This window comes from Methanohalophilus levihalophilus (assembly GCF_017874375.1).
GTDB classification, from domain to species: domain Archaea; phylum Halobacteriota; class Methanosarcinia; order Methanosarcinales; family Methanosarcinaceae; genus Methanohalophilus; species Methanohalophilus levihalophilus.
Genome location: NZ_JAGGLK010000002.1, coordinates 120,676 through 146,263, shown reverse-complemented (window position 1 = coordinate 146,263; position 25,588 = coordinate 120,676). Strand labels below are relative to the sequence as shown.

The window sequence follows — 25,588 nt, the reverse complement described above, 5'->3', positions numbered from 1 at the left end:
TGTTTGATTGTTATGAATGGTAAAAATAAAATTGCTATGTTAACTACGACATTTTTCCCACAGGTCGGTGGAGCAGAATATCAGGTTAAATGGCTGGCTGAAGAATTATCCAAAAATGGTAATGAAGTTTCTTTGTTTACTCCTTATGAAGCAAATGGGTTCATCGAATCTTACGGTAAATATCCTCTTGTAAACATTTCTTTAAGGAAAAAGGATACGAATGTTTTCCAGGATGGAAGCAGAATGCTTTATAGGTTTATCAGCAATGTTTTAAAAATTAAACCTGATATCATTCATGCTCATTTTGCATTTTCATCTGGATTTTTGGCAGTCATAACCAAGCCAATTCACAAAGCTCCTGTAGTTATAACATCTCATGGAGAAGACATACAATTGGTTGAAAGCATTGATTATGGTTTAAGGAGAAGTAAAATCAAAAGCTATCTAATAAAATTTACACTAAGATACTGTGACAAACACGTCCTAGTAAGCAACTCGATGAAAAATGACGCTTTGTGCTCAGGAAGCTCTGAAAACAAAATAGAAGTGATACACAATATTTTCAATCCGCCAAATATAGAAATCACGAATTCCGATGAAATCGATTTAAAAGCTAAATACGGCATAAAACACAGCTCAAAAATTATTCTATCGGTATCAAGACTTCATCTTCAAAAGGGTTTAAATTACCTCATTGAAGCCATGGTTACTGTCCTAGATAAACATCCAACTGCGCTTTTAGTAATTGCGGGTACTGGACCAGAAAAAGAAAATTTAGAGAGGCTATGTCAAAGCAAAAAAATAGACAAGAATGTAATCTTTTTGGGATACATCACAGATAAAGAAAAGCTTATATTGACAAAAGCTTGTGATATATTTTGTTTGCCTGCAATTGAAGAAGCTTTTGGTATTGCCTTATTTGATCCAATGTATTTCTCAAAAAATATAGTTGCTACAAATGTAGGGGGCATCCCTGAAGTTTTGGGGAATGACAAGATGCTAGTTCCGAAAATGGATTCTGTTGGCTTGGCAAATGCTATCATTGACGTATTTGATGATGATAAAAATACTTTGCAATACTCAACTAATCAGTTAGAGACTTTTTATCCAAATTCTATTGTAAAGCAATATAGTGAACTTTATCGGTCCTTGCTAAGGTGAGTGGAATAATGGTATTTAACTATAATATTCATGGTTTGGTTACAATTTGCTCCGATCGATCTCTAGCGATTGACAACATTGAATTACCAGACGTTTTTCTTGTAGAAGACATTGAAGATCCTGATATTATTATCAAGATAAAAGAAATAGATCCAAAAGGTTTTGTTTCTGCTGAACGTGTGGGAGACAAATTTAGATGGGATGGAGAAACTCTGTATCTCAATTGGGGTGCCCCCTCTATATTTAATCTTAGTGCAGCAATAAAAGGATTGGAATGTGACAAAACTGAACTGACCTTCTCACCTTTCTTTTGGAAATTTGGTAATGTGTCCCATATTATTGGGTCATCCATTTCAATTCACTTACTGAAACACAATGTTACTCCTGTGCATGCAGCATGTATTTCCTTAAACGGACAAGATATTCTTATTTCGGGATTGAGCAATATGGGAAAGACTTCTACAATACTTAACCTTTTGTCACATTTCCCGAATTCAAAACTTTATGCCGATGACACTGTAATTTTAGGAGAAAATATTGCATATTCGTTTCCCAGAGAGGTAGGAATTTCTCCAGAAACTGATACTGGTAATATAGAAATGTCAAGCAAAAGCAAGTTTAGTAAAATTTTTAGAGATAAAGTTCTTAAGACCCCTGTAATCTCTGCTTTTTACAATAATCGAGGATCTATAAATTTGAATCAAGATATCATTGGTACTTCTTATCCTAATCAATGCTATTTCCTTAGAGACGGCCCACTGGGGATTAGCGAATTGGATAGTAAAGAAGCTGCAAAACTCCTCTTTGACAGCACTCAAACTCTTACTCACTTCAGAGCAAATTCTCATCACAGTGTTGCTACCTACTCATACATTATGAAAAGCAAAATGGACTTACATGAGTATGAAGTTGAACGTCGGTCTATTGTTGATAACTTCTTTGCCGATGTCCAATGTTACGAAATTTCCTCTAATAAGAAAGGAGAGTTTGCCCAGCTTATAAAAGATCAGCTGAGTTGACACTAAAGTTATCATGAAAGCGAATATCATAGATGGTTTGGATGAATCTAGGATTGATATTTGGAAAAGCGTATATTATCAATTCCATGGACTAATTGAGCAAAATAGAATTTTCTCTAAGATCCCTAATCGAATTATGATAAGGGCATATTACTCAAACGAGTATAAAAGTTTCAGAAACAAGGTACTTAATATTTGCAAAGGCCTCTTTCTCATTCCAACTCTACTTTTATGGACTATTCTCTTAAAGCCATTTGAGCAATTGTATTACAAAAAGAAGTATCCGGAAATAAGTTCTTTTAACGATATTCGCTCTGAAAGCTTTGATTATTTATTTGTACTCAATACAAAAGACCACACAATATCAGCCATTCCGGTAATCAAAAATCTTAGCAATTCGAAAAAGATTTTGGTAATTACTTTCAGGGATGTATATCGTAGATATAAGTCTGATTTTGATAGTTTTCATAATGTCAAAATTTTATTTTTTGAGGTCGAATTGAAAAATCTTCCAATTCGAGATTATGTCAATACTCTGCTGGAATCAAAGAAATATTTTTCATTATTGATGAATTTGGAAGTCGAAGAATATGTAAATAAAGTTCTTAAACTAGACCGTTTTTTTATAAAATTACATTTGACAGAAGAATTAGTACAATATTACGTTTTTAGAAGGGTGTTTGATTCCTATGATTTTAAAGGAGTAGTTTCAATTGTATTTACGACAGCTTTTGAAATTGCTGCTGAAAGAAGTATACCAACATTTATAATTCAGCATGGTATTGGCGGAGGCGGCCATTTGCCATATATTTCAGATTATATTTTTGCGTATGATGAACCTACTAAAGGTGAATTGAGTAAATGGACAGATGACACCGTATCAATTTTGCCATTGGGTGCTCCCAGATTTGACTATCTCAAAAATCTGAAACAAAGAAATTCAAATGGACTTAAGAGGGAATACGCTATTCCAACCAATAACAAAATTGTTACTTTTATCTCTGAAGGGGAACCTTACGACAATGACTTAACACTTCTATCTTTGAAGAAAATGCGCTCTGTTATGCCCGAATCTATTAATCTAATAGTAAAATTGCATCCACGCGAAAATTTGAATGAATCACATGTAAAAAAAGGTATTGAGGATATTTTTAATCAAAGTGAGTTGGCAAGTACAATATTCATCAGGAATGAAGTTGATTTTTACGAAGTATTAGCAAATTCTGATGCCATCATATCTACAGTTTCCACAGGAATATCAGAAGCTATAGCAATGGATATTCCCGTATTTCAGATCAATTTCACTGGAACATCGTATCCACCCAACCTAGATTTAGCATTTTTTGGAGGCACATCACCTTTTAATGATATCGATTCTTTAATTGAATCAGTTTCATCGATTTTAAACGACGACCTTGAGCACAACAATTTGGTAAAAAAACAAGAATATTTGAAAACTACTATGTTCAAAAACATTGGAAAAACTGGCAAATTGATTTCCGATGCCATCATTCAAAAATCTGAATTTATGAGTTGATTATGTGAATAAAGAGAAAATCATTGCCATTATCCCTGCCCGCGGTGGATCAAAAGGTCTGCCAGGGAAGAATATCAGACAACTGGCAGGCATGCCTTTAATTTATTATTCTATAAAAGCCGCCCTAGATTCAAAATACATTGACGCAGTATTTGTTTCTACAGATAGTGAACCTATTGCTAATACTTCAGAAAGGTGTGGCGCAAATATTATTAAGAGGCCTGCAGAACTTGCGAAAGATGATTCCCCGACAATTGACACAATTTTTCATGCAATTGAATTTTTAAAACATGATTACAATCCTTCAGTCGTTGTCCTTTTGCAACCGACTTCACCCTTAAGAGACACACATGACATTGACAGGGCAATTGAGCTATTTGTTGCAAATGATTACAGCTCAGTTTTTAGTATGTGTGAAGTAGAGCACTCTCCATATTGGGATTTCAAGTTTGACAATGCACACTTGAAGCCTCTATTAGGAGATGAATATTTAAAAAAACGCAGACAAGATCTACCAAAAGTTTATAGGCAGAATGGAGCAATATATATAAGTACTGTTCTCGATTTGTACAAAAACAATGATTTTTATTCAGGCAATGTTGTTCCCTTCATTATGCCTGTTGACAAGAGTGTTGATATTGACAATGAAATCGACTTTAAACTTGCAGAATTGTTGATTCAGGAGACAAAGGATGGAAATCAAGAATCGGTTAATAGGTAAAGACGCTCCTTGCTTTATCATTGCAGAAGCAGGAGTTAACCATAATGGTAATCTTGAATTAGCAAAAGAGTTGATTGATGCAGCAGTTGATGCGGGTGCCGATGCCGTGAAATTTCAGACATTTGTATCAGAAGAAGTTGTTAGTATTAATGCACCAAAGGCTGAATACCAAAAAATGACTACTGATGCTTCTGAATCTCAACTTGATATGATCAAAAGATTAGAACTATCAAAAGAAGAACATGAATATTTATTAGATTACGCTAGGAAAAAAGATATTCTCTTTTTGTCTACCCCTTTTGATGAAATGAGTGCAGATTTGCTTACAACCCTTGGGCTACCTTTAATCAAGATCAGTTCCGGTGAAATTACAAATCACCCATTTCTTAAATATATAGCAAAAAAAGATCTTCCAATTATCTTATCTACGGGGATGTCAACTCTTGAAGAAGTTGAAGAAGCCGTTTCGGCAATCAAAGAAATCGGATGTAACTCTTTAATTCTCTTGCATTGTACTTCAAACTATCCAGCAAGAATAGAGGACTGTAATTTGAGAGCCATGAAAACAATGTCTGATAGCCTAAGTTTACCGATTGGATATTCAGATCATACCCCCGATATTTATGCTTCTATTGCAGCTGTAGCTATGGGAGCATGTGTTATAGAGAAGCACTTTACAATAGATCGAAATCTTCCGGGACCCGATCATAAAGCATCCCTAGAACCTGAAAAACTAAAAGAAATGATTCGTGGTATACGGATGGTTGAAAAATCATTGGGTTCTCCTATTAAAGCACCTGTAGATGCTGAGCTTGAAGTACGTAGTGTTGCCAGAAGAAGCATTGTGGCTAAAATTGACATCCCAATGGGAGCTGAAATCACAGAAGATATGATTTCATTTAAAAGGCCTGGAACAGGGATCTCTCCAAAAAACTTGGCTCAAATTGTTGGTTCAAAATCTAAACAGGAAATAAAAAAAGATACAATAATAACTTTAGATGAACTTATGTTAAATTAACCCGAATAGACAAAATCCAAATAAAAACATTTAATATCTCTAGAACCACCACAAACTTAAATTTGGGATGTTGGTATTTGATGGTTAGAAAAATTGCCGTAATAACAGGAACCCGTGCAGATTATGGTTTAATGCGCTCTACATTAAAAGCTATTGATTCCCACCCAAAATTGGAATTGTGTTTAATTGCTACTGGAATGCATTTATCGCATGAATTCGGCTATACAATAAATGATATAAAGAAAGATGGTTTTTCAATTGCATCGGAACTAGATATTTTATTGAGTAGTGATTCAAAGACAAGCATGGCCACATCTGCAGGTCTGGGTATTATCAAGATTTCTCAAGCTCTTGAGCAAATAAAACCAGATATTGTAGTTGTTGAAGGTGATCGTTGGGAGGCAGCTTCTGGAGTAATAGCATCTGCATTTCTGAACATTCCGGTTGCGCATATTTCAGGTGGTGATGTTACAGAGGGTGGATGCATTGATGACTCAATAAGGCATGCTATAACTAAGTTTGCCCATATACATTTTCCTGGAACTTCCAAAAGTGCTGAAAGGCTTTCGAAGATGGGAGAAGAAGGATGGAGAATACATATGGTGGGAGACCCTGGTAACGATCTCCAAGATTTTAAATCAATTGAACCACAAGAGCTTGAAAATTACTTTAGTATCAATTTGAATGATCCACTTCTGCTTGTTGTCCAGCATCCAGTTACATATGAAATTGAGCACACAGCAGATCACATGCGCGAAACTATGGAATCAATAGTTGAATTAGGCTTGCAGACTATAGTTATATATCCGAATGCAGATTCTGGTGGCAAATTGGCGATTGAAGTTATAAAAGATTTTTCAGAGTATCCGAATATAAAAATATATAAAAACCTAACCCGAGATGTCTATTTGAGCCTAATGGCTGTGTCCAGCGCAATTATTGGCAATTCAAGCAGTGGGATTGTCGAGTCTCCATTCTTCAAAATACCCGCTGTGAACATCGGCACTCGACAAAGTGGGCGTGAACGTTCCACAAATGTTATTGATGTTGAATATGACAGACATGAAATCGTCTCTGCGATCAAGAAAGCTTTATCAGATAAAGATTTCAAAGAGAACGTTAAAAATTGTCCAAACCCTTATGCCTCAGAGAACACTGGAATAAAAATAGCGAATTTGTTATATAAAATTGAGATTGATAATAAATTGATAAATAAAAAATTCATTTTGTGAGGGTTACAAAATGGGCTCTTGGGACTCAAAGTGGGAAGAAGTTTATAGAAATCAGGAATGGGGGAAGTATCCTCCTGAAGAATTGATTAGATTTATAGCACGAAATTTTTATAATAACGATTTTAGAAATGACGTTCACATCTTGGATATTGGATGTGGAACCGGTGCAGAAACTTGGTTCTTGGCTCGAGAAGGATTCTCTGCTATTGGAATTGATGGATCTAAAACAGCAATATCAATAGCTAAAAAACGTTTCAGCGACGAAAACCTCAGCGGAGATTTCATTGAAGGGGATATTGAAGCCTTGAATTTTGCAGACGATTTTTTCGATGCAGTGATTGATATAGTTGCAGTCCAACACAATAAATAGTCTAATATTTGCATTATAGTTAATGAAGTGCATAGGGTGTTGAAACCTGGTGGCAAGTTTTTTTCAATGATAGTGGAAAAACGGTCGTTGGGATATGGATTAGGAAAAGAATTAGAAAAAAATACCTTTGCTGAAATAAAGGAAGGCCCTTATGCTGGTAAAGGAACAATCCATTTCACAGATATCGATGAATTAACTGAAATTTTTAGTCATTTTGAATGTTTTGATGTTGAATACAGTATGAGGACAATAAATAATCGTAAAGACAAAATTTGCCATCATGTTATTTCTGCAAAAAAATGATACTACGAAAAGAAAGCAATCGAGCCAATGGAACTCCACCATTCGGTGGCATCGGCAGTGAATTTTATTTGCCCACTAACACTATTTTCAAAAAAAATCATAAACAGTTTTACAAGTACTCATCAAACGGAAGGAGATCATTCGTATCAAGTGGCAGGGATGCATTACACTATGCTATCAAAACTCTTGGGTTATCTATAAAAGATGAGGTGCTTCTTCCATCATATTTGTGTGAAGAAGTTCTTAAACCATTCAAAGATAAGACTAGTTTTGTTTTTTACAAAGTAGATGAAAATCTATCAATTGATCTTGATGATATATGTTCCAAGCTTTCGGAACGTACAAAAGTGATTTTAGTTATACACTATTTTGGATTTCCTCAAAATCTATCTGGTTTAAAAGAGATTCAAGAAAGGAACTCTTTTATAATTATAGAAGATGTTGTTCAAGCCTTTTTGACTGAATGCAACAGCAACATGATTGGCCATTGTGCGGATATTAGTATATCAAGTTATAGAAAATGGATACCAGTTCCCGATGGAGCTTTGATCACATTTAGTGATAATGGGAGGGAAATTGATTCTCCCTTAAATTCTGATATTTCCCATCGTTTGTACATAGCACTTCGATTTTTAGGACTCCTAACCAAATATTTATACGTGAAATATAGAATCAGTAACCTTAAGCCTTTTTACACATATTTTTTTCAAAAATCAGAGCGTTTTTTGTTGAAATATAGTAAACCTGCTAAGATGTCAAAAATTACGGCATTTCTACTGGACAAATTCAACTACGATTTTATCATAACCCAGCGTCGCAGAAACTTTAAATATCTTTTATACAATTTGAAAAACGAAAAGACTATAGTTCCATTGTTTGAGACTCTTCCTGAAGGAGTCTGCCCACTTGGATTTCCTATATCGGTTGATGATAGAGATAGATTGAAAAAACTACTCATCGAAAATTCTGTTTATCCTCCAATACATTGGGAGTTACCTGATGACATTGACAAAAAAGACTTTCCGCTTTCTTGGGATATTTCAAAGCATATATTAACAATTCCAATTGACCAAAGATATACAGAAGAAGATATGGAGTATGTTCTAGGATTAATCAAAAGAAAGGACGTTTGAGATGGCCAAAGAAAAATGGAAACTTGAAATACTTCATAATAGCGGTTCTGATCTTATACGATGGAATAATCTGTTAGAGAGTCTTGAAAGTAAAGATTTATACTTTACTCCTACTTATATGAAATTATTTGAAGATGTACCTCTTGAAGTTTTCCAGAACTTTGGAGGTGAAGCCCTTTTAGCATTTTATGGGAATGAAAAGAAGTACGTCTTATATCCCTTTTTTAAGAGACCTTTGTTTGAATTAGACTTTTATAAACCAATGTTATCAGACTACGGAAAAGTTTATGACATAAGTTCACCTTGGTTTTTTAGTGGCCCATTAGTATCGAAATTTAAATTGAGCAATAGTGCTTCATATGAAAAACTTATGTCTAGCTTTTTTGAAGCATTCCATGAATATTGTGTTGAACAAAATATTGTTGCAGAATTCATCCGCTTGCATCCCTTCATTAAAAACCATTCCTTGCTAAGAAATGGTTCTGAACAACTTGAAATCTCTAATAGTGTAGTATATGTAGATCTAAACTCTTCTATTGAAGACATAGTGAAAAAATTCAAGAAGGCTAACCGGAATTGTATTTCAAAAAGCTAGAGAAGCGGTGTCAAAGTCTTCCAAAGTAATAGTAAGAAGGACATTGAATCCCTATATCAGTTATACACACGTACTATGGAGAGGATTGACGCGAATACCAAATACTTTTTCCCAAAATCTTTTTTTTACAATTTATTTGATCTCTTAGGCGAAAATGCCACACTATTCATAGCTGAATACAACAACAATCCAATTGCTGCCTCTGTATTTTTGAATGATCATGATTTTGTACACTATTATTTATCTGGTTCCAATCCAGATTTCAGGAACTTATGTTCTACAAATCTAATCTTGTATGAAGCAATAATATGGGCAAAGGCAGAAGGTTATAAGATATTCGAACTGGGCGGTGGTTACAAAGCTGGAGACAGTTTATACAAGTTCAAATCTTCGTTTTCAAGCACAACTGAAATTTTTTACATATACAAGAAAATACACAAACAAGAGCTATATGATCTCCTTTGTGATTTAAAAGCCAAATATGAGGGAATAGATGTATCTGATTTGATGACTTCTGGATATTTTCCTGCATACAGGAAATAAAGGCAATAATCAAGAAATCTTGACGCGAACTATTTCTAAGAAATGTTTAAGTAAATCACATGGGTAGGAATAAGTATGGATGAATGGAAAGTCCCACTTTTTAAGATCTTTCATACCACTGAAGACATTAACAGTGTCGTGAACAATATTAAAATGGGAGCTAACTGGGCTACTGGACCAGATGTTGGAAAATTTGAAGACGAAATAAACCAATTCATAAACTCTAAGTATGCAGTGACTTTTAATTCTGGAACTTCCGCATTACATGCAGCTTTAAGTGCATATGGAATTGGAAAGGGTCATGAAGTTATTGTACCTTCATTTACATTTATTTCTACAGCAAATGCACCTTTGTTTGTGGATGCAAAACCCATCTTTGCAGATATTGAAGAAAATACGTATGGCTTGGATCCTGAATCTGTTGTCGAAAGTATAACTGATAAAACAAAAGCTATTATCCCAATACATTATGGCGGTTGCCCTTGCGATATAGTATCCTTAAGAGAAATAGCAGACGACTATAACTTAGTCTTGATTGAAGATTCAGCAGAAGCTTTTGGTGCCGAAGTTAACGGGGAAAAAGTAGGAACTTTTGGTGATTCTTCAATGTTCAGTTTTTGTCAAAATAAGATCATCACCACAGGGGAAGGTGGTGCAATCACAACTGATTCCAAGGAGATATACGAAAAATTAAAGTTAATAAGATCTCATGGTAGATTGGAATCTCATGATTATTTTTCGTCTACAGAGTTATTTGACTATGTTACACTAGGCTATAATTTCCGTCTATCAAACATTTCTGCATCGCTAGGTAGATCTCAACTTAAAATGATAGATGAGATCATTAATATGAGAAGAAATAACGCTCGATATTTGATGTCAGCGCTTGATAACCTCTCTTCCATAAAAATTAGTGTACCACAAGAAAATTATTTCCATGTATACCAAATGTTTACCATTTATGTAAATGAGTACCGTGATGAATTAATGAATCACCTTAAAGAAAAGGGTATATTTACAAAAGTTTATTTTTCCCCCGTTCATTTGACTCATTTTTATAAACAGGTATTAGGATACAATCCAAATTTACCAATTACAGAGAATGTGTCAGATCACGTTTTAACTCTTCCAATGTATCCTAATCTTAGTAAAAGTGAAATGGACTATATGGTAAGTCAAATACAAAAATTTTTTGAGGTGGGTTTGTGATTGAATTACGCGATTTCTACAAAGGCAAAACTATTCTCGTAACAGGCGGTGTTGGTTCAATTGGAAGTGAGATTGTAAGAAGTATCCTTAAGTATGAACCCAAAGCTGTAAGAGTTTTAGATACAAATGAAACTGGATTGTTTGATCTGGATCAAGAATTAAAATCTGAAAAGATAAGATTATTAGTTGGGGACATCAAAGACAAAGAGAGATTAAGAAGAGCAATTGAAAATGTTGACGTGGTTTTCCATGCTGCTGCCTTAAAACATGTTCCCCTTTGTGAATATAATCCTTTTGAAGCTGTTAAAACGAATGCTGTTGGAACGCAAAATCTTATTGATGTTGCACTTGATGGTGGAGTCAGAAAGTTTGTTACTATAAGTACGGATAAAGCAGTAAATCCAATAAACGTAATGGGTGCTACAAAATTATTAGCTGAACGCTTAACGGTTTCTGCCAATTTGTATAAAGGTAAACACGAAACGGCATTCTCTTGTGTCCGCTTTGGCAATGTGACACACACTAGGGGTTCGGTTATTCCACTTTTCATGAAGCAGATCCAAAGCGGATCACCTTTAACTGTTACAAATATGGATATGACTCGATTTATTATGAGCATAAAAGAGGCTTCTGAATTAGTATTAAAAGTTCCTGAAATGTCTAAAGGGGGAGAAATTTTCATTCTTAAAATGCCTTCAATGCGGATGGATGACTTGGCAAATGCAATGATTGAAGAATTTTCTTCTAAATATGGCTACGACCAGAAGGATATCGGGATACAAATTATAGGAAAAAGGGCCGGAGAAAAATTATTCGAGGAGTTAATGTCGGAAGATGAATCGACCAATGCCTTCGAAGATGAAAACATGTTCATCATTTTGCCAGAGGCTATGATTGCCGAAGATGACATTCCGGCGACCTTTAAAAAAGTGCTCGATACCGAATATTCATCCGAAAATGCGAAACTGCTTACCAAAGAAGAATTGAAAAGGGTATTAACAGAATAAATTATGTTGCCAAGAAATGGACTTTTTTTCATATCCGATTATCGAGACGTAACTTGTGATCCAGGAAGAGATCCATCTTTTTGGATATTAAAAGCTCTTAATAAAGATGCAAGCTTCGATGTCCACAGTACAGCAAATACTATTTCCTACAGGCATTGTTTTGAAAACATTGATTTTTTACCTCTCAATTTTAGGGGCAGTATCAACATTCAGATCCCAAAATATAACTATTCTATTTATAAAGCATATAAGAAAGTTGAAAGCAAAGTGAATGTCATTCACCATTGCGAGAAATTTCAGTATGAAAAGGGATACAATTTAATCCCTTTATTATCTAATTTGGACGATAAGAATTTAATTATTGGCCCGGTGCAATTCCCCCACAAAGTTTTTGAGAATGACTATCTTGTTGGAAAAGCAGGGCTGGAAAGAATAATTCATAAATCTGTTTTCAAAAGCAAATATCTATTGAACCCCCTATTTAGTACATTGTTTAAGAAAACTATCATGGATGCTGATAAAGTAATTGTTCCAAATCAATATGTAAAAAAATCAGTGAAAAAATATGTCTCTCCAAAAGACATAAAGATAATCAACTATGGTGTTGATTTAGAACTTTATAATAATTATTCGTACTGCGCAGATGAAAACAATTTTAAAATTGTTTTCCCAAGCATGGCAATTGAGAGAAAAGGCGTTGAATACTTGCTGAACGCAATATCCATTTTAAAAAATGATTACCCCTCTGTGAAATTATGCCTTCTATCAAATGGATATTTAATAAATATGTATAAGAAAATGTCTGAAGAAATGGGCATTTCTGAAAATGTATTTTTCTATGGAACTATGAGCAAAAAAGACTATCTCGATTTTTTATCTGGATGCAGAATTTTGTGCTTACCTACCTTATCTGAAGGCTACGGCTGGACGATATTAGATGCGTTGTGTTTGGGCGTTCCAGTTGTTACAACTGATAAATGTGGATGTCCAGAACTATTTGAAAATGGAAATATTGGTTCCATTGTTAAAAGTGGAGATTCATATGCATTAGCAGAAGCTATATCCAAGTTATTTGAGAACTATGATTTATGCAAGAAGCTGAGTGAGAATGGACTTAGAAAGAGAGAACAATATGACTATGGGAAAATCGTTTTTGAGTATTTGGAATTATATGAACAATTTAAGTGAATGTGTTTAACAATATTATTTAAGCTTGAATTTATTATTGCCTTTTCATTCTTTTTCACGCTAAATTTTAATTTAGGGTTTTCTGCTAGACGGAAACTTATTAATTGCCTTTGTAATCCAACTCGCTTTTATGTTTAACTTCTCATTTAGATCACTCAATAACATTAAGTCTTCTTCTTCAAATCCCTTTGTTAAATAAATTAAAAGTAAATACACAATGCCAAACAATATAGTTCCAAAAATTAATGCCACAAATGAACTTTGGTTCAATCGTTGAGAAACTTCAAACACGATTATTATCGCAAATAGTGCAGATACGAAGGGCTTTATAAACGAGTTTCTGAAAGGATGAGTTCCTCCAATTCGATATGCAAAGATCAGATGAAATATGCTAACTAATGTGATTGAGATAGACGTTGCAATTGCAGCTCCGCTAACCCCATAGAGCGGTATTAATAAGAAATTTAAAATTATATTTATAATTGCTGTGAACGAACTGCCCCACATGATAGTTTTTGTTTTTCCATACACTGTTATGATTTGCTGTGCTGGCCCTACTGTTGCTGAGATAAACACTCCGAATGCTAATATTGCAAGCGCATTTGCTCCTGACACATAAGCCTCACCAAACAAAATTGCCAAAATATCATTTGAAAACAGTACCATTAATAAAAAACCTGGAAATACAATAGAAAATATCCATTTTGTGACAATAGAATATATGTTTCCCAGATGTCTCAATTTTCTTTCAGCGTACAGTGTTGCTAATACTGGAAATAGTATTTGCCCAATTGGACTTAACACCATGCGTAATAGTTGGGATGTTGGTAAAGCTGCATTATATATGCCAACTTCTGAGGAAGTTGCAAAATATCCAAGCATAAATGTATCTGTCCAACCCGTTATCAAACTCGCTAGTCCTGCAAAAATTAAAGGAAAAGAGAAATAATAGAGTTCCTTATCCACTGAAATAGCTTTTACTTTTTCTATAGAAGGTGATAATACTTTTTTTGTAAGGAAGTAGAAGGATAAAATAGTCATCCCTATTACTGCAATAATCCAACCAATAGCAGCCCCCAATACATCGTACCCTAATAGTAAAAGAATAAGGATCATTAATAATTTGGCTGAATCTTTAAACAGATACATTGTGTATACTTGGTATTTAATTTGATGGAATCCGATGTATATAGAGTTGAAAAAAGTTGATAGTGTCCAAAATGGGATGCCAATCGAAAATACTATTAATACTGGTTTTAAGTTGTCTTCATGAAATATGTTGCTGGAGATCCAATCAGAGCCTACTAAAACAACTCCCATTGAGAAGATACTCATTGGAACAATTATTTTCAATGAAGATACTATTGTCCCTTTTAGTCTTCTTTCGTCTCCTTTTCCGCTATAATATGCGATATATCTCTGGACGCCAGTGCTCAAACCCATTAATGAAATCGTTGCTGAGATCATCATGACTGAATAGCCAAGGGATATGAGACCATATCCGTCCGGTCCCAAAAACTGAGCTATTAGCATCCTTGATATGTAACCAATAAAGGTTCCGAAAAAAACACCTATAAAACCAATTCCCGATCCTCTTATGATTGTCTTAAGGGAATTGCTTAAATGGAGATCATTCATCAACTAGTCTCATCCTTACCCATTGGAACTAAAATAAACATGTACACTTCTGGTTTATATTTTCTATTTCGAACTCCGATTTTGGATTCTAAGTTAACCCAACCCCTTGTACCATTTTACAAAATTTCCGATGCCTTCGTGAATTTTAACACTTGGTTCCCATCCAAGTATTCTGATCTTGTTTGAATCTGCAAGAGTGTCGTTCACGTCTCCTTTCTGCTTTTCAATATATTCCACATTGGCTGTCATACCAATGTTTTCTTCAAGTATCCTAATCAATTCATTGACACTAATCTTTGTGCCCCCACCGACATTGAAAACCTCCCCCTCTACATCACCAAATGCAGCTTTGAGATTTGCATCCACAATGTCACTAACATAAGTAAAGTCTCTCGTTTGTTTGCCATCGCCATAGACTGTTATTAGTTCATTTCCAAGAATTGCTTTTACAAAAAGATGAATTGCCATTTCAGGCCTCTGTCTTGGACCATAAACCGTAAAGTACCTTAGTGAAACCGTTGGGATACCATAATTCTTATAATACAAATAGCACAAATTTTCAGCGGCAAGCTTGGTTACGCCGTAAGGAGAAACAGGTTTTAGTAACAAATCCTCTTTCATTGGTAACCCTGCATCCCCATAAACAGACGATGAAGAAGCATAAACAAACTTTTTAATTGACTTGTTTTTGTAATATTCTAATAATTTTTGTGTTACTAAGATATTATCACTTGTATATTGGCTAAAGTCTGAACCCCAGCTTTTTCGAACTCCTGCCTGTGCCGCTTGATGAAAAATATAATCTACTTCCGGAAACTCTTCTAACGACAAAATGTCTTCCTCAAAAAGAGTGAAATTTTTGTTCTTTTGAGCATTTTTCAAGTTGTTTTCCTTATATCTTCTTGGATAATAATCTGTAAAACAATCAATTCCAACAACTTCAATCCCTTTTTCCAGTAGACTTTCAGTTATGTGAGAACCAATAAAGCCAGCACAGCCTGTCACAAGAGCTTTCATTTTTTGCCTCTTTCTTTTTGCTAAAATTCAGCTTCAAATCTTTTGACTCAAAAGAGATTATATTTTGTAATTTTTAAGTCAACCGTTGCTTAGATGAAATTATATCAGAACTTGATCTTTCAGAGTTTTCGACTTTCTCTTTTGCAGATTTAAAACCTAAAAACGATTGTGAAATCTTACCAAGGTACTCTATATAAAGCACAATTAATCTTAAACATTTGGATTTGGAACTCTCTTAGAAATTACTTTTAAAATGCCACCTAAAAAGACTTCAAATTCACCAAAAAAGAAAAAGACTAAAGCTCCAAACCTGATTTTTCAGATCCAGAGCCAACCAAAATCAAAACTCAACTCCGCACACTCTCAGAGCACAAAACCACAGACACACCTGACCTAGTAACAATCTCGCACAAACCATCTATCGCCTGAGAATACTCCTCACTGCCAACCGGAACTCCCCTACAAAGCGTCTCCTGCAGCAACTCGTCATCCACATAGATACAATGTGTGCCCTGCATGGAAAGGCGATCATAATTTGCCTGTGCATCTTCCTTTTTGTCTCCGGAATACCTGATAACCCTGGCCTTTACAGATTCGCATCCTTTGGCGGGAGATACCTGACGGTACTTTGTAATCATGCCTGCAGCAGCAGTCTGGTTGGTATGTGGATCGATGACAATGAATGAACCTGTAATCTTATTCTCAGAGTAAATGTCCGCAAATATCGGGCTCTTTAATTCAAGGTTCACCTTTCCGATTTCATTCAAACTCAGGAACTCTGAGGATTTTTCAGTAATGTCATCCGGATCAAATTCGTGAAGAACTTCCGTAAAGCTTCCTTTCACAGTTTTAGTGGTATGCTTGATAAGATAGTCCTTCCCGATTTTCATGGAGTCGCTGTCCATCCAGACAATATTTGCTTCCAGACTTCCAGTTATCGCCGGGAGATCATCACTTTTTGCAATAACATCGCCGCGACTTATGTCAATATCATCCTCAAGGCAGAGAGTTATCGCCATGGGAGCAAAAGCATAGTCAAGATCCCCGTCATAGGTGACAATCCTTGAGATTTGGCTTGTTTTTCCTGATGGCAAAACCCTTACTTCATCTCCCTTGTGAATAACCCCGGAGGAAATTGTTCCACAATAGCCCCTGAAATCATCGCCACCCCCCCAGTTAACATACTGGACAGGGAATCTGAAATCAGTTAGGTTGCGACCACCGGATACATTTACATTCTCCAGGTAATCAAGTAATGTAGATCCCTTATACCAGGGCATATTTTCACTTCTCTCGATGACATTGTCACCTTTGAGAGCACTGATCGGTATGAAATAAATTGATTCTTCTGACAGCTTGTCAGCAAACTCATTGTACTCCTTTACAATGCTATCAAACACTTCTTCCGAATAGTCAACGAGATCCATTTTGTTGACCGCAACCACAAAATCCCGAATCCCGAGAAGAGATGAAATAAAAGAGTGCCTTTTTGTCTGGGTCACAATTCCATTCCTGGCATCAATGAGAATCAATGCGAGAGAAGCATTTGAAGCTCCTGTGGCCATGTTTCTAGTGTATTGCTCATGCCCGGGAGTATCAGCAATAATGAAGCGCCTTTTCGGGGTTGAGTAGAACCTGTAGGCGACGTCAATTGTTATTCCCTGCTCCCTTTCTGACTTGAGACCATCGGTTACAAGGGAATAATCAATTTCCTGATTCCTGTGGGTTTTTGAGAACGTCTTGATTAAATTAAGCTGATCTTCGAAAATTGACTTTGAATCATACAGAAGCCTGCCAATAAGGGTTGATTTTCCATCATCCACGCTTCCAGCGGTAGCAAACCTCAGCAAGTCAATATTCTGGTTTTGTTCAATTAAGGAATCGGAACCACTCAGAAGTATCCCTCCTTCTTCTTTTGTTCCATGGAACTATCCTGATCGTGATCTATCACCCTTGTAATACGTTCAGAGTGACGGGCAACCATCATTTCCTCAATGATTTTTGGCAAAGTGTCTGCATCTGATCTCACAGCACCGGTACAGTAATGACATCCAAGTGTCCTGAAACGGCACATAACTTCCTTGACTTCTTCCTTGTGCTCATCCGTATAAACCGGGATTAATTGACCATGTTTCTCGATAACCTTTCTTTTCTTCGCAAAGTAAAGAGGAACAATCTCAATATTCTCGTGGTAAATATATGTCCAGATATCAAGTTCGGTCCAGTTTGAAAGCGGGAATACCCTTATGGATTCCCCGGGATCTATTTTTGAATTAAAGAGATTCCATAACTCGGGTTTCTGATCCTTTGGATTCCATTGCCCATGCTTGTCCCTGAATGAGAAAATCCTTTCCTTTGCCCTTGATTTCTCTTCATCTCTCCGGGCACCTCCAAAAGCAGCATCATAGCCGCCTTCATTTAAGCCGTCAAGAAGGGCTTTTGTCTTCAGTTCAGCGCAGCACTTGACAGTCCCAACTGAAAGAGGATTAATTCCCCTTGCAATGGCTTCTTCATTCCTGTGAACCTTCAGGTCAAGATTGTGCTTTTTTGTATAGGAATCCCGGAATTCGTACATCTCAGGAAACTTGAACCCTGTATCAATATGTAGTAAAGGAAATGGCACTTTTTTCGGATAAAAAGCCTTGATTGCAAGATGTGCCATAACCGAGGAATCTTTCCCCACCGAGTACAGCATCACAGGATTTTCGAATTCTGCTGCGACCTCCCTCATTATGCCTATACTTTCTGCTTCGAGTGTTTTTAGATTAGAGAGCCGATAAGATTCTTCTGCTGCAGCCATATTTAAGCCTCCCCTATGCCTTTTTCACCACGATTTCCAATGGCTTTTTCGATTGGTGTATAATCTGTTTTACCCGGCATGTTTATCTGGAAAATTTCCTGAAAACGACCAATCCTCAAAAAAGATTGTAATCTCTATGCCGTGATTATCTTCTCACAATTATTATTCAACCTTTGATCTCAGAGCATATTTAATAAGAGTTTCTAAACAGGCAATTCAAGTGTTTTGATTGAAAAGCTCCTTCAAATCAGGGAAATCATTTCGAAATCGTGACCTTATAAGGTAATACCCATTATCCAATTTGTTTGCTATAAATAGCTCTTCGGTCAAATAATTCCAAAAGGACAAAATCCCTTTTAAGCAAATATTCGGGGAGAAACAGATGAAGGACAAAGTATTACTTTACAAGCAAGAAATAGGTAAATCAGACCCTGCAGTAGCCTTTTCAGCAGTTATGGATGAAAAGGGGAAGATTTACAGGAACAGATTGTATCGCTTCTATTCCGGACATGGTTATAATCGGAGATAATAATATCTCCATTTACTTCTTTTTCCTGGTTTTTTTGCTACTTACCAATGCTCCTGTAAGTCTTATGTACCAACAGGACAAAAGTCAATTATATGCCACACTTTGACAAAAATACCAACATTCTTGAAACCCTGTTGAGGGAAAGGGCAGACACGTACCTGATAATCGGAAATTCCAGTGATGCTGATCTCTATTATGCAACTGAATTCCTGGCGGCAGATCCGTTTTCCTACATGCAGACAAAACAATCAAAGGAGCTGTTACTTGTTTCCAGCATGGAACTCGGGAGAGCCAGGAATGAATCCCGAATTACAAATATCCTGACACTGGAAGATTGTGATTTCCGGAAGAAAGTGAAAGAAACCGGTGATTCCTCTCGTGCGTATGCGGAATGTTTGGCCGGCATACTCCAGAATGAAGGTGTAAGGACTATTTGTGTTCCCTATGATTTCCCTTATTACACCGCACAGGTTCTCAAGGAAAATGGGTTTTCAATCATCAGTACAAAAAGCCCTTTCAAAACGATAAGAGCTGTTAAGGCCAAGGAAGAAGTTTCACTGGTCCGGGGAGTCCAGAAGGCCTGTGAAAAAGCTATGGAAAATGCCATTGATCTGATCCGGAATGCTGAAATCAGGGATGATGTTCTCTATAGTGACGATAAAGCCCTTACTTCTGAGACAGTGAGATATGAAATAGAAAAAACTCTTCTGGAATATGGATGTGAGGCTGATAGTACAATTGTGGCCGGAGGAGAAGGATCTTCAAACCCTCACTGGGCCGGAGAAGGAAAGCTAAGCGCAAACGACCCTATTGTCATTGATATTTTTCCGAGGCACAAGGTGCATCGCTATCATGCCGACATGACACGTACTGTTTTGAAGGGTGAAGCAAGCGAAAAACTTGTCAGCATGTACGAAGCCGTAAAAGCTGCGCAGGAAGCTGCCTTTAAAGTTCTGAAAAGCGGGGTGCTTGCAAGTGAAGTTCATACCGCTGTTTGCGATGAATTCAGGAAGCGCGGATATAATGTCGGTACAACTGAAGGATTCATGCATTCAACCGGTCACGGTGTAGGCATTGAAATCCATGAATTGCCTGCTGTCAGTACTCTGGATGTGACACTTGAAGCAGGAAATATCATCACCATTGAACCGGGGCTTTACTATCCGGAAATTGGCGGAATAAGGCTTGAAGACATGGTTGTTGTAACAGAAAACGGCTATGAAAACCTCACGAATTTTCCAAAGGAATTTGTACTATAACATCTTTTTCTAAAGTCTACAGGTGTTGAATAATGGCAGACAAACTTCAGGAACTGGAAGAAATTCTCGTTAACTACCTGACCGCAGGTGAGATACTTTCAACGGTGAGGAAAGAAGCAAAAGAGAAAATCAAAGTGGGAGCACGTCTGCTTGACGTTGCGGAGTTTGTCGAGCAAAGAACTATAGAACTGGGCGGTAAACCAGCCTTTCCCTGCAATATTTCACGCAATGAAGAAGCTGCTCATGCCACACCCAGAACTGGAGATGAAGACGTCTTCGAGAAAGATATGGTGAAACTCGATCTGGGAGTCCATGTTGAGGGATATATCGCAGATGCAGCCGTTACAGTTGATCTTTCAGGAAATCCGGATCTTGTTAAAGCTTCAGAAAATGCACTTGCAGCAGCCATTGATACGGTGAAGGCGGGCGTAAATACCGCTGAAATAGGCGCGGTTATCGAAGAGACAATTCGAGGATATGGATTCAAGCCCATTACCAACCTTACAGGCCACGGTGTCTCCCGCTATCTCGCGCATACACCTCCAAGTATTCCAAACAGGCATGTTGGACATGGTGTTGAGCTTGAACAAGGGCAAATGATAGCGATAGAACCTTTTGCAACAGACGGTGCCGGTAAGATTTCGGAAGGGGCGCTTACGGAAATATTCCAGATCGTCCAGAACAAGCCAATACGTATGCCTGCAGCCCGAAAATTGTTGAAGGAATTGCAGGAATACAAGACATTGCCTTTTGCAAAACGCTGGCTCACTTCACCCAAACTTGATCTATCTCTTATGCAGCTCGAAAGGGCGGGTTTGATAACTTCTTATCCGGTTCTCAAGGAAGTAGGCGGAGGACTTGTGTCCCAGGCCGAGCACACAGTAGTTGTCACAGAAGACGGCTGTGAAATAATAACAACCTGAAACCGGGGAGATTTTGTATTGCTCTGGTTGCAATACACAATCTGTTTCTTGATTCTTTTAGAAAACAAGAACCAAAAAACAAACACAGAAACACTTTGACTTAGGCACAAAACCAGAAACGGTGAAGCAAATGATCATCGAGCAAATAAAGATCGGAGACAAGACTGCAGTTGGTCTCCAATGGAAAATGGAAAATGCAGCCCTGCTGGTTATCAAAGCGGATAAGGGCTTTGTTATGTGTGGATACCTGAACATCGAAACTGCCAACAAATTGGGAGATGTAGCAGCTGTTGTGAGTGGAGTTAGCACCTTTGATGATGTTTTGGAAGCACCACTAAAAGCAGTAAGCAAAAATGCGCAAAAACTCGGGATTAGCGAGGGAATTACCGGAAGAGAAGCCCTTGAATTGATGTACTGATTGTATGCTTTACGCTTTTGAACTCTCAGGCGATCATGAAGAGATCGCTGCGGCCGAAGTATTTGCCTGTCTGGAAACCGAAGGTATACATCCGGAAAACCACATTTTATTTGATCATTGTATTGTGGTTGATATTGCCGGTGATGAATCCCAAATAGAAAACGCTCTCAAAACAGTTGCCAGCAGGATTGCGATGTGCCACCATATCCTGAAAGTGATTGCAATAACTGAAAACGATCCCGGCTCCATACGCAAAGCAGCCGGAGACAGTGATATTTCAACTCATATTAATCCCGGACAGACCTTTGTGGTTCGTGCAAGGAGAGTAAAACATAATACCGACATCAATTGCGCACAACTGGAAGGCCGCATTGGAGGAGCCATTTTCGCAAAAGGTTTCCGGGCAGATCTCAAGAATGCGGATGTTACTTTCAGGATAGTGATGAGTGAGAAGGCCATATTCGGTTCAATAATCGCTTCAGTTGACAGGAAAGCCTTCCATGACCGCGCTCCCCACAAAAAACCGTTCTTTTATCCAGGCGTCCTGATGCCCATCACAGGAAGGGCTATTGTAAACCTGACCGGTGTCCAGGCAGGCATGAAATTACTCGACCCTTTCTGCGGAACTGCCGGTGTGCTTACAGAAGCCGGATTGCTGGGAGTTGAAGTGGTTGGTGTTGAAGTGCGCTACAATATAATTCAGGGAGCAAAACTCAACCTTGAATGGTTCAGTTCCGATTTCGCGCTGGTACAGGGTGATGCTTCCCGTCTTCCATTTACCGATAATTCATTTGATGCAATCGTCACAGATCCGCCTTACGGGCGCTCAGCGATGATAAAAGCAGAATCCCTGGAAAAATTGTACCGTGAATCATTCAGGGAAATGTTCAGAGTGCTCAAAAAAGGCAAAAAAGCTGTCATTGTTTCCGAAATTCCCGCTGCTGAAATTGCACGGGAAGCTGGTTTTACTGTTCTTTCGGAATATCAGCAAAGGGTTCACAGAAGCCTTACACGAAATATTGTCGTACTTCAGAAGTGAAAGGTCATTCCTGTGGCTCTCTCGGGAGAAATTGCTCCATCAATTCCGCCATTACCATGTGATATTTAAGATATTCCTGAACCTTTTCACCGGAGCGTTTGACAGCATAACCATCAGTTATCCAATCAACTGATTTACCATAATTTACATCCAGAAGAATCAGGCCATAAGGAGCTGAAGGCTCAAGCCCTTCCTCGAAAATTTCAGGTTGAATCATTTGTTCCAGCCATTCTGTGTCCCGCTCACCACTTCCAACAAGCATCAGGGAGGTAACAATCTTGCGAACCATCTTCCAGAGAAAACTGTTGGCTTCAACATCTATTTTCAGGAGATTACCAGTAAGTCTGACATCGATTTTCTCAATTGTCCTGATGGTGCTTCTTCCTTCTTCATTTACACAAAAATTAGCAAAATCGTGTGTCCCCAATAAAATGCGCGAAGCAGACCTGATCAGGGAAATATCGTGGTCATCTACCGGGACAATATAACGATATGTCCTGCGTCTTGCATAACGACGGGGATGGAAATCATCCGGGACTTCCGCATGTGCCCACGCCCAGATATCATTTGGGAGCTTTGAATTAATTACCCTGGGAATAGCGAGATTCGGCTTATCCGTATCAAATGCTACTACCTGACCCATGGCATTGACCCCCGAATCAGTGCGGCCTGAGCTGACAAAATTCGCGGAGGCCGGATTGTCAATAACTTCAAGTTCCTTAAGGGCTTCAAAAAGCTTTCCTTCTATGGTAGGTACATTCGGCTGGATCTGGAGCCCGTGATATGCGGAACCGATATAGGCAATTTTGAGAGCAACTCTCATGAATATTCACTTCTGCCCATCTATACGCTTTTTCCTCTTATATATTTCCCACACTGCCAAAATTGTCAGTACAGACAGGCATCCTATCAAAAACCAGACACTTACGTGGGAAAGGAGATCCGGAATGAATTGTGTGCCACCATCAGCAACAGAATCAGCCATTGACATTGAAGCGGCATCACTCTGAGGGATCATGGCTTCTTCAAGAACTTCCTCTTCCATTGCAGGAGAAACCATGGTAATGTTAAATTCTTCTTCAGCTGCCACATCAGCAGCTGCACCCATTTCGCTTTCATTTGCCATAAAAGCCATTTCGGGAAGAGATTCATCCATTACACGCATTTCCGAAGCCCCCATAAGAGGTTGCCTGGAAAAACCGTTTAATGATTCAATTCCTGCTGCTGCGAAAATTGCACCTGCACCAAGAGCCAGGTATTTCTTCAGCATATCGAGGACACTGGATTTATCCGGACGTTTGGTACCGGGCATTACGACAATCATTTTCTGGACAGGCTCATAGATCTTAATTTCCCTGCCTTTGCGGCTCCATCGGGTATCTTTTACCTGAATCAGATCAGCCTCAATCAGGCTGTCCAGATTGTATTTGACAGTTGTCAGTGGCAGGTCAAGAGAATCTGCAATTGAAGTTGCTGACATGGGTTCCTGAGCCAGCAGTTCCAGAATTTTCAATGCCTTCTCATTGGAAAGGGTCTGGGTAACCTGGCGGGACTCTTCGCTCAGGGGAAGAATCAGTAATTTTTCCGTATTGTCTCCAGTCATATCCTGTTCCATAAAGGAAATAGTCCCAAGAAACCTAATAAACATACCGTAATGTACGAATTGATTCGAAGTTTTCCTGTTTCTCCTGTCATCCGTAAACTTAAATAGCACCTCATACAATGTGTTGTAACTTTTGAGGCATTATTATGATTACAAAGCGGGAAATAGCTGATATTCTTAATTCGTATAACACCGATGAACTTTCTATTGCAACAGTCTGTTCACATTCCAGCCTCCAGATTTTCGATGGAGCACGCAAAGAAGGTTTCAAAACCATCGGAATCTGCATAGGAAAACCCCCGCGATTCTATGACGCTTTCCCAAAAGCAAAACCTGATGAGTTCATCGTTGTTGACAGCTATGAAGAAATTATGGATATTGCCCCCCTGCTTCAGGAAAAAAATGCAATCATTATTCCCCACGGTTCCTTTGTAGAATATATGGGAGCTAACAAGTTTCTTGACTTCGGCGTGCCTACCTTTGGAAACCGTGCGGTTCTGGACTGGGAATCAGATCGGGATAAGGAAAGAGAATGGCTTGAAAGTGCAGGTATTCACATGCCGCGCCTTGTCGAACCCGAAGATATCAACGGCCCTGTCATGGTGAAATATCATGGTGCCAAGGGTGGAAGAGGATTCTTTGTCGCAAAGAACTATGACGAATTCCTTGCCAACATTGACAAAAGCCAGAAGTACACTATCCAGGAATTCATCGTAGGAACCCGCTATTACCTTCACTACTTCTATTCCCCGCTTAAAACCGAAGGGTACAAGCTGAGCAAAGGTACTCTTGAAATGCTCAGCATGGACAGAAGGGTAGAATCCAATGCAGACGAAATTTTCCGTCTGGGTTCCCCAAGGGAGCTTGAAGAAGCAGGTGTTTATCCAACATATGTTGTTACCGGAAATGTCCCGCTCGTTGCAAGGGAATCACTGTTACCCAAGATTTTCGCGCTTGGTGAAATGGTAGTTGAGGAATCACTCTCCAGATTTGGTGGAATGATTGGTCCTTTCTGCCTTGAAACAGTATTTACGGATCAGCTGGAAATCAAGGTATTCGAGATCTCCGCCCGCATTGTAGCAGGCACAAACATTTACACAAACGGCTCTCCTTATTCCGATATGATCGAGGAGAATCTCTCAACAGGTCGCCGTATTGCGCAAGAAATCAAAATGGCAGCCAAACTCAACAAACTTGAAGAAATAGTATCCTGAAAACATTACAAAAAAAGTGTTGAGGAATACTGATGAGGGGATGAGTTTGGAGGATCAGTACTTAAATCACAATGGGGATTTGGGGGGTACTAATATCGTATTCCTCAACAGG

26 protein-coding genes are annotated in these 25,588 nt (G+C 37.9%); 20 read left to right on the top strand and 6 right to left on the bottom strand.

The window, feature by feature from the left end; genetic code table 11:
- Window positions 1–12 precede the first annotated feature (12 nt).
- The 14 genes from J2755_RS04350 to J2755_RS04285 all read left to right on the top strand — a co-directional run bounded on the left by J2755_RS04350 (window position 13) and on the right by J2755_RS04285 (window position 13,036).
- On the top strand, window positions 13–1,161 hold the full coding sequence (locus J2755_RS04350; protein WP_209680375.1) for a glycosyltransferase family 4 protein: 1,149 nt from the start codon (window positions 13–15) through the stop codon (window positions 1,159–1,161).
- A gap of 8 nt (window positions 1,162–1,169) precedes the next feature.
- On the top strand, window positions 1,170–2,180 hold the full coding sequence (locus tag J2755_RS04345) for a hypothetical protein (protein ID WP_209680374.1): 1,011 nt from the start codon (window positions 1,170–1,172) through the stop codon (window positions 2,178–2,180).
- Between the two features lie 13 nt (window positions 2,181–2,193).
- Window positions 2,194–3,717: a hypothetical protein gene (locus J2755_RS04340; RefSeq protein WP_209680373.1), complete on the top strand. Its 1,524-nt coding sequence runs from the start codon at window positions 2,194–2,196 to the stop codon at window positions 3,715–3,717.
- Between the two features lie 4 nt (window positions 3,718–3,721).
- Window positions 3,722–4,438 (top strand): acylneuraminate cytidylyltransferase family protein, encoded by a 717-nt coding sequence (locus J2755_RS04335; protein WP_209680372.1) that lies wholly within the window; start codon window positions 3,722–3,724, stop codon window positions 4,436–4,438.
- Window positions 4,410–5,456, top strand: a complete 1,047-nt coding sequence (gene neuB, locus J2755_RS04330; protein ID WP_209680371.1) for an N-acetylneuraminate synthase — start codon at window positions 4,410–4,412, stop codon at window positions 5,454–5,456. Before J2755_RS04335 ends, neuB begins: the two co-directional genes overlap by 29 nt.
- 80 nt (window positions 5,457–5,536) lie before the next feature.
- Window positions 5,537–6,688, top strand: a complete 1,152-nt coding sequence (gene neuC, locus J2755_RS04325; RefSeq protein WP_209680370.1) for a UDP-N-acetylglucosamine 2-epimerase — start codon at window positions 5,537–5,539, stop codon at window positions 6,686–6,688.
- A 10-nt stretch (window positions 6,689–6,698) separates the two neighbouring features.
- On the top strand, window positions 6,699–7,058 hold the full coding sequence (locus tag J2755_RS04320; protein WP_209680369.1) for a class I SAM-dependent methyltransferase: 360 nt from the start codon (window positions 6,699–6,701) through the stop codon (window positions 7,056–7,058).
- 39 nt (window positions 7,059–7,097) lie between these two features.
- On the top strand, window positions 7,098–7,361 hold the full coding sequence (locus J2755_RS04315) for a hypothetical protein (protein WP_209680368.1): 264 nt from the start codon (window positions 7,098–7,100) through the stop codon (window positions 7,359–7,361).
- Window positions 7,358–8,494, top strand: coding sequence for a DegT/DnrJ/EryC1/StrS family aminotransferase (locus J2755_RS04310; RefSeq protein ID WP_209680366.1), 1,137 nt, complete (start codon window positions 7,358–7,360; stop codon window positions 8,492–8,494). Before J2755_RS04315 ends, J2755_RS04310 begins: the two co-directional genes overlap by 4 nt.
- A 1-nt stretch (window position 8,495) precedes the next feature.
- Window positions 8,496–9,089 (top strand): hypothetical protein, encoded by a 594-nt coding sequence (locus J2755_RS04305; protein ID WP_209680364.1) that lies wholly within the window; start codon window positions 8,496–8,498, stop codon window positions 9,087–9,089.
- Between the two features lie 42 nt (window positions 9,090–9,131).
- Window positions 9,132–9,632, top strand: a complete 501-nt coding sequence (locus J2755_RS04300) for a GNAT family N-acetyltransferase (protein WP_342591066.1) — start codon at window positions 9,132–9,134, stop codon at window positions 9,630–9,632.
- Between the two features lie 75 nt (window positions 9,633–9,707).
- Entirely contained in the window at window positions 9,708–10,841 is a 1,134-nt protein-coding gene (locus tag J2755_RS04295) for a DegT/DnrJ/EryC1/StrS family aminotransferase (protein WP_209680362.1), read from the top strand.
- A complete protein-coding gene (locus J2755_RS04290) occupies window positions 10,838–11,848 on the top strand; it encodes a UDP-N-acetylglucosamine 4,6-dehydratase family protein (RefSeq protein WP_342591054.1) in 1,011 nt (336 codons plus the stop codon). Before J2755_RS04295 ends, J2755_RS04290 begins: the two co-directional genes overlap by 4 nt.
- Before the next feature lie 3 nt (window positions 11,849–11,851).
- A complete protein-coding gene (locus J2755_RS04285) occupies window positions 11,852–13,036 on the top strand; it encodes a glycosyltransferase (protein ID WP_209680360.1) in 1,185 nt (394 codons plus the stop codon).
- A gap of 72 nt (window positions 13,037–13,108) precedes the next feature.
- On the opposite strand, the gene J2755_RS04280 is transcribed toward J2755_RS04285, so the two are convergent.
- The 4 genes from J2755_RS04280 to cysD all read right to left on the bottom strand — a co-directional run bounded on the left by J2755_RS04280 (window position 13,109) and on the right by cysD (window position 18,491).
- Entirely contained in the window at window positions 13,109–14,674 is a 1,566-nt protein-coding gene (locus J2755_RS04280; RefSeq protein WP_209680358.1) for a flippase, read from the bottom strand.
- A 93-nt stretch (window positions 14,675–14,767) separates the two neighbouring features.
- Window positions 14,768–15,691 (bottom strand): NAD-dependent epimerase/dehydratase family protein, encoded by a 924-nt coding sequence (locus J2755_RS04275; RefSeq protein WP_209680357.1) that lies wholly within the window; start codon window positions 15,689–15,691, stop codon window positions 14,768–14,770.
- 347 nt (window positions 15,692–16,038) lie between these two features.
- Complete coding sequence (gene cysN / locus J2755_RS04270; protein WP_342591065.1) at window positions 16,039–17,565, bottom strand: sulfate adenylyltransferase subunit CysN; 1,527 nt, start codon at window positions 17,563–17,565, stop codon at window positions 16,039–16,041.
- A 17-nt stretch (window positions 17,566–17,582) separates the two neighbouring features.
- Entirely contained in the window at window positions 17,583–18,491 is a 909-nt protein-coding gene (cysD, locus tag J2755_RS04265; protein WP_209680353.1) for a sulfate adenylyltransferase subunit CysD, read from the bottom strand.
- Between the two features lie 382 nt (window positions 18,492–18,873).
- Between cysD and J2755_RS04260 the strand changes: the two genes are divergently transcribed.
- From J2755_RS04260 to J2755_RS04240, 5 genes are all read left to right on the top strand, one after another.
- Window positions 18,874–19,020 carry a hypothetical protein gene (locus J2755_RS04260; protein ID WP_209680351.1) on the top strand — a complete coding sequence of 49 codons (147 nt, stop codon included), beginning with the start codon at window positions 18,874–18,876 and terminating at the stop codon, window positions 19,018–19,020.
- A gap of 92 nt (window positions 19,021–19,112) precedes the next feature.
- Entirely contained in the window at window positions 19,113–20,279 is a 1,167-nt protein-coding gene (locus J2755_RS04255) for a M24 family metallopeptidase (protein WP_209680349.1), read from the top strand.
- A 32-nt stretch (window positions 20,280–20,311) separates the two neighbouring features.
- Window positions 20,312–21,202 (top strand): type II methionyl aminopeptidase, encoded by an 891-nt coding sequence (gene map / locus J2755_RS04250; RefSeq protein ID WP_209680340.1) that lies wholly within the window; start codon window positions 20,312–20,314, stop codon window positions 21,200–21,202.
- A gap of 130 nt (window positions 21,203–21,332) precedes the next feature.
- The gene (locus tag J2755_RS04245; protein WP_209680338.1) at window positions 21,333–21,620 is read left to right on the top strand and encodes a YunC family protein; all 288 of its coding nucleotides are present in this window, start codon (window positions 21,333–21,335) and stop codon (window positions 21,618–21,620) included.
- A gap of 4 nt (window positions 21,621–21,624) precedes the next feature.
- Window positions 21,625–22,659: a TRM11 family SAM-dependent methyltransferase gene (locus J2755_RS04240; protein WP_209680337.1), complete on the top strand. Its 1,035-nt coding sequence runs from the start codon at window positions 21,625–21,627 to the stop codon at window positions 22,657–22,659.
- Between the two features lie 4 nt (window positions 22,660–22,663).
- Here J2755_RS04240 and truA read toward each other — a convergent pair whose 3' ends face one another.
- Window positions 22,664–23,482, bottom strand: a complete 819-nt coding sequence (gene truA / locus J2755_RS04235; RefSeq protein ID WP_209680335.1) for a tRNA pseudouridine(38-40) synthase TruA — start codon at window positions 23,480–23,482, stop codon at window positions 22,664–22,666.
- Between the two features lie 6 nt (window positions 23,483–23,488).
- On the bottom strand, window positions 23,489–24,274 hold the full coding sequence (locus tag J2755_RS04230) for an ArsR/SmtB family transcription factor (protein ID WP_245312695.1): 786 nt from the start codon (window positions 24,272–24,274) through the stop codon (window positions 23,489–23,491).
- 134 nt (window positions 24,275–24,408) lie between these two features.
- On the opposite strand from J2755_RS04230, the gene J2755_RS04225 reads away from it, so the two are divergent.
- A complete protein-coding gene (locus tag J2755_RS04225) occupies window positions 24,409–25,476 on the top strand; it encodes a formate--phosphoribosylaminoimidazolecarboxamide ligase (RefSeq protein WP_209680333.1) in 1,068 nt (355 codons plus the stop codon).
- The last annotated feature ends 112 nt before the right edge of the window (window positions 25,477–25,588 follow it).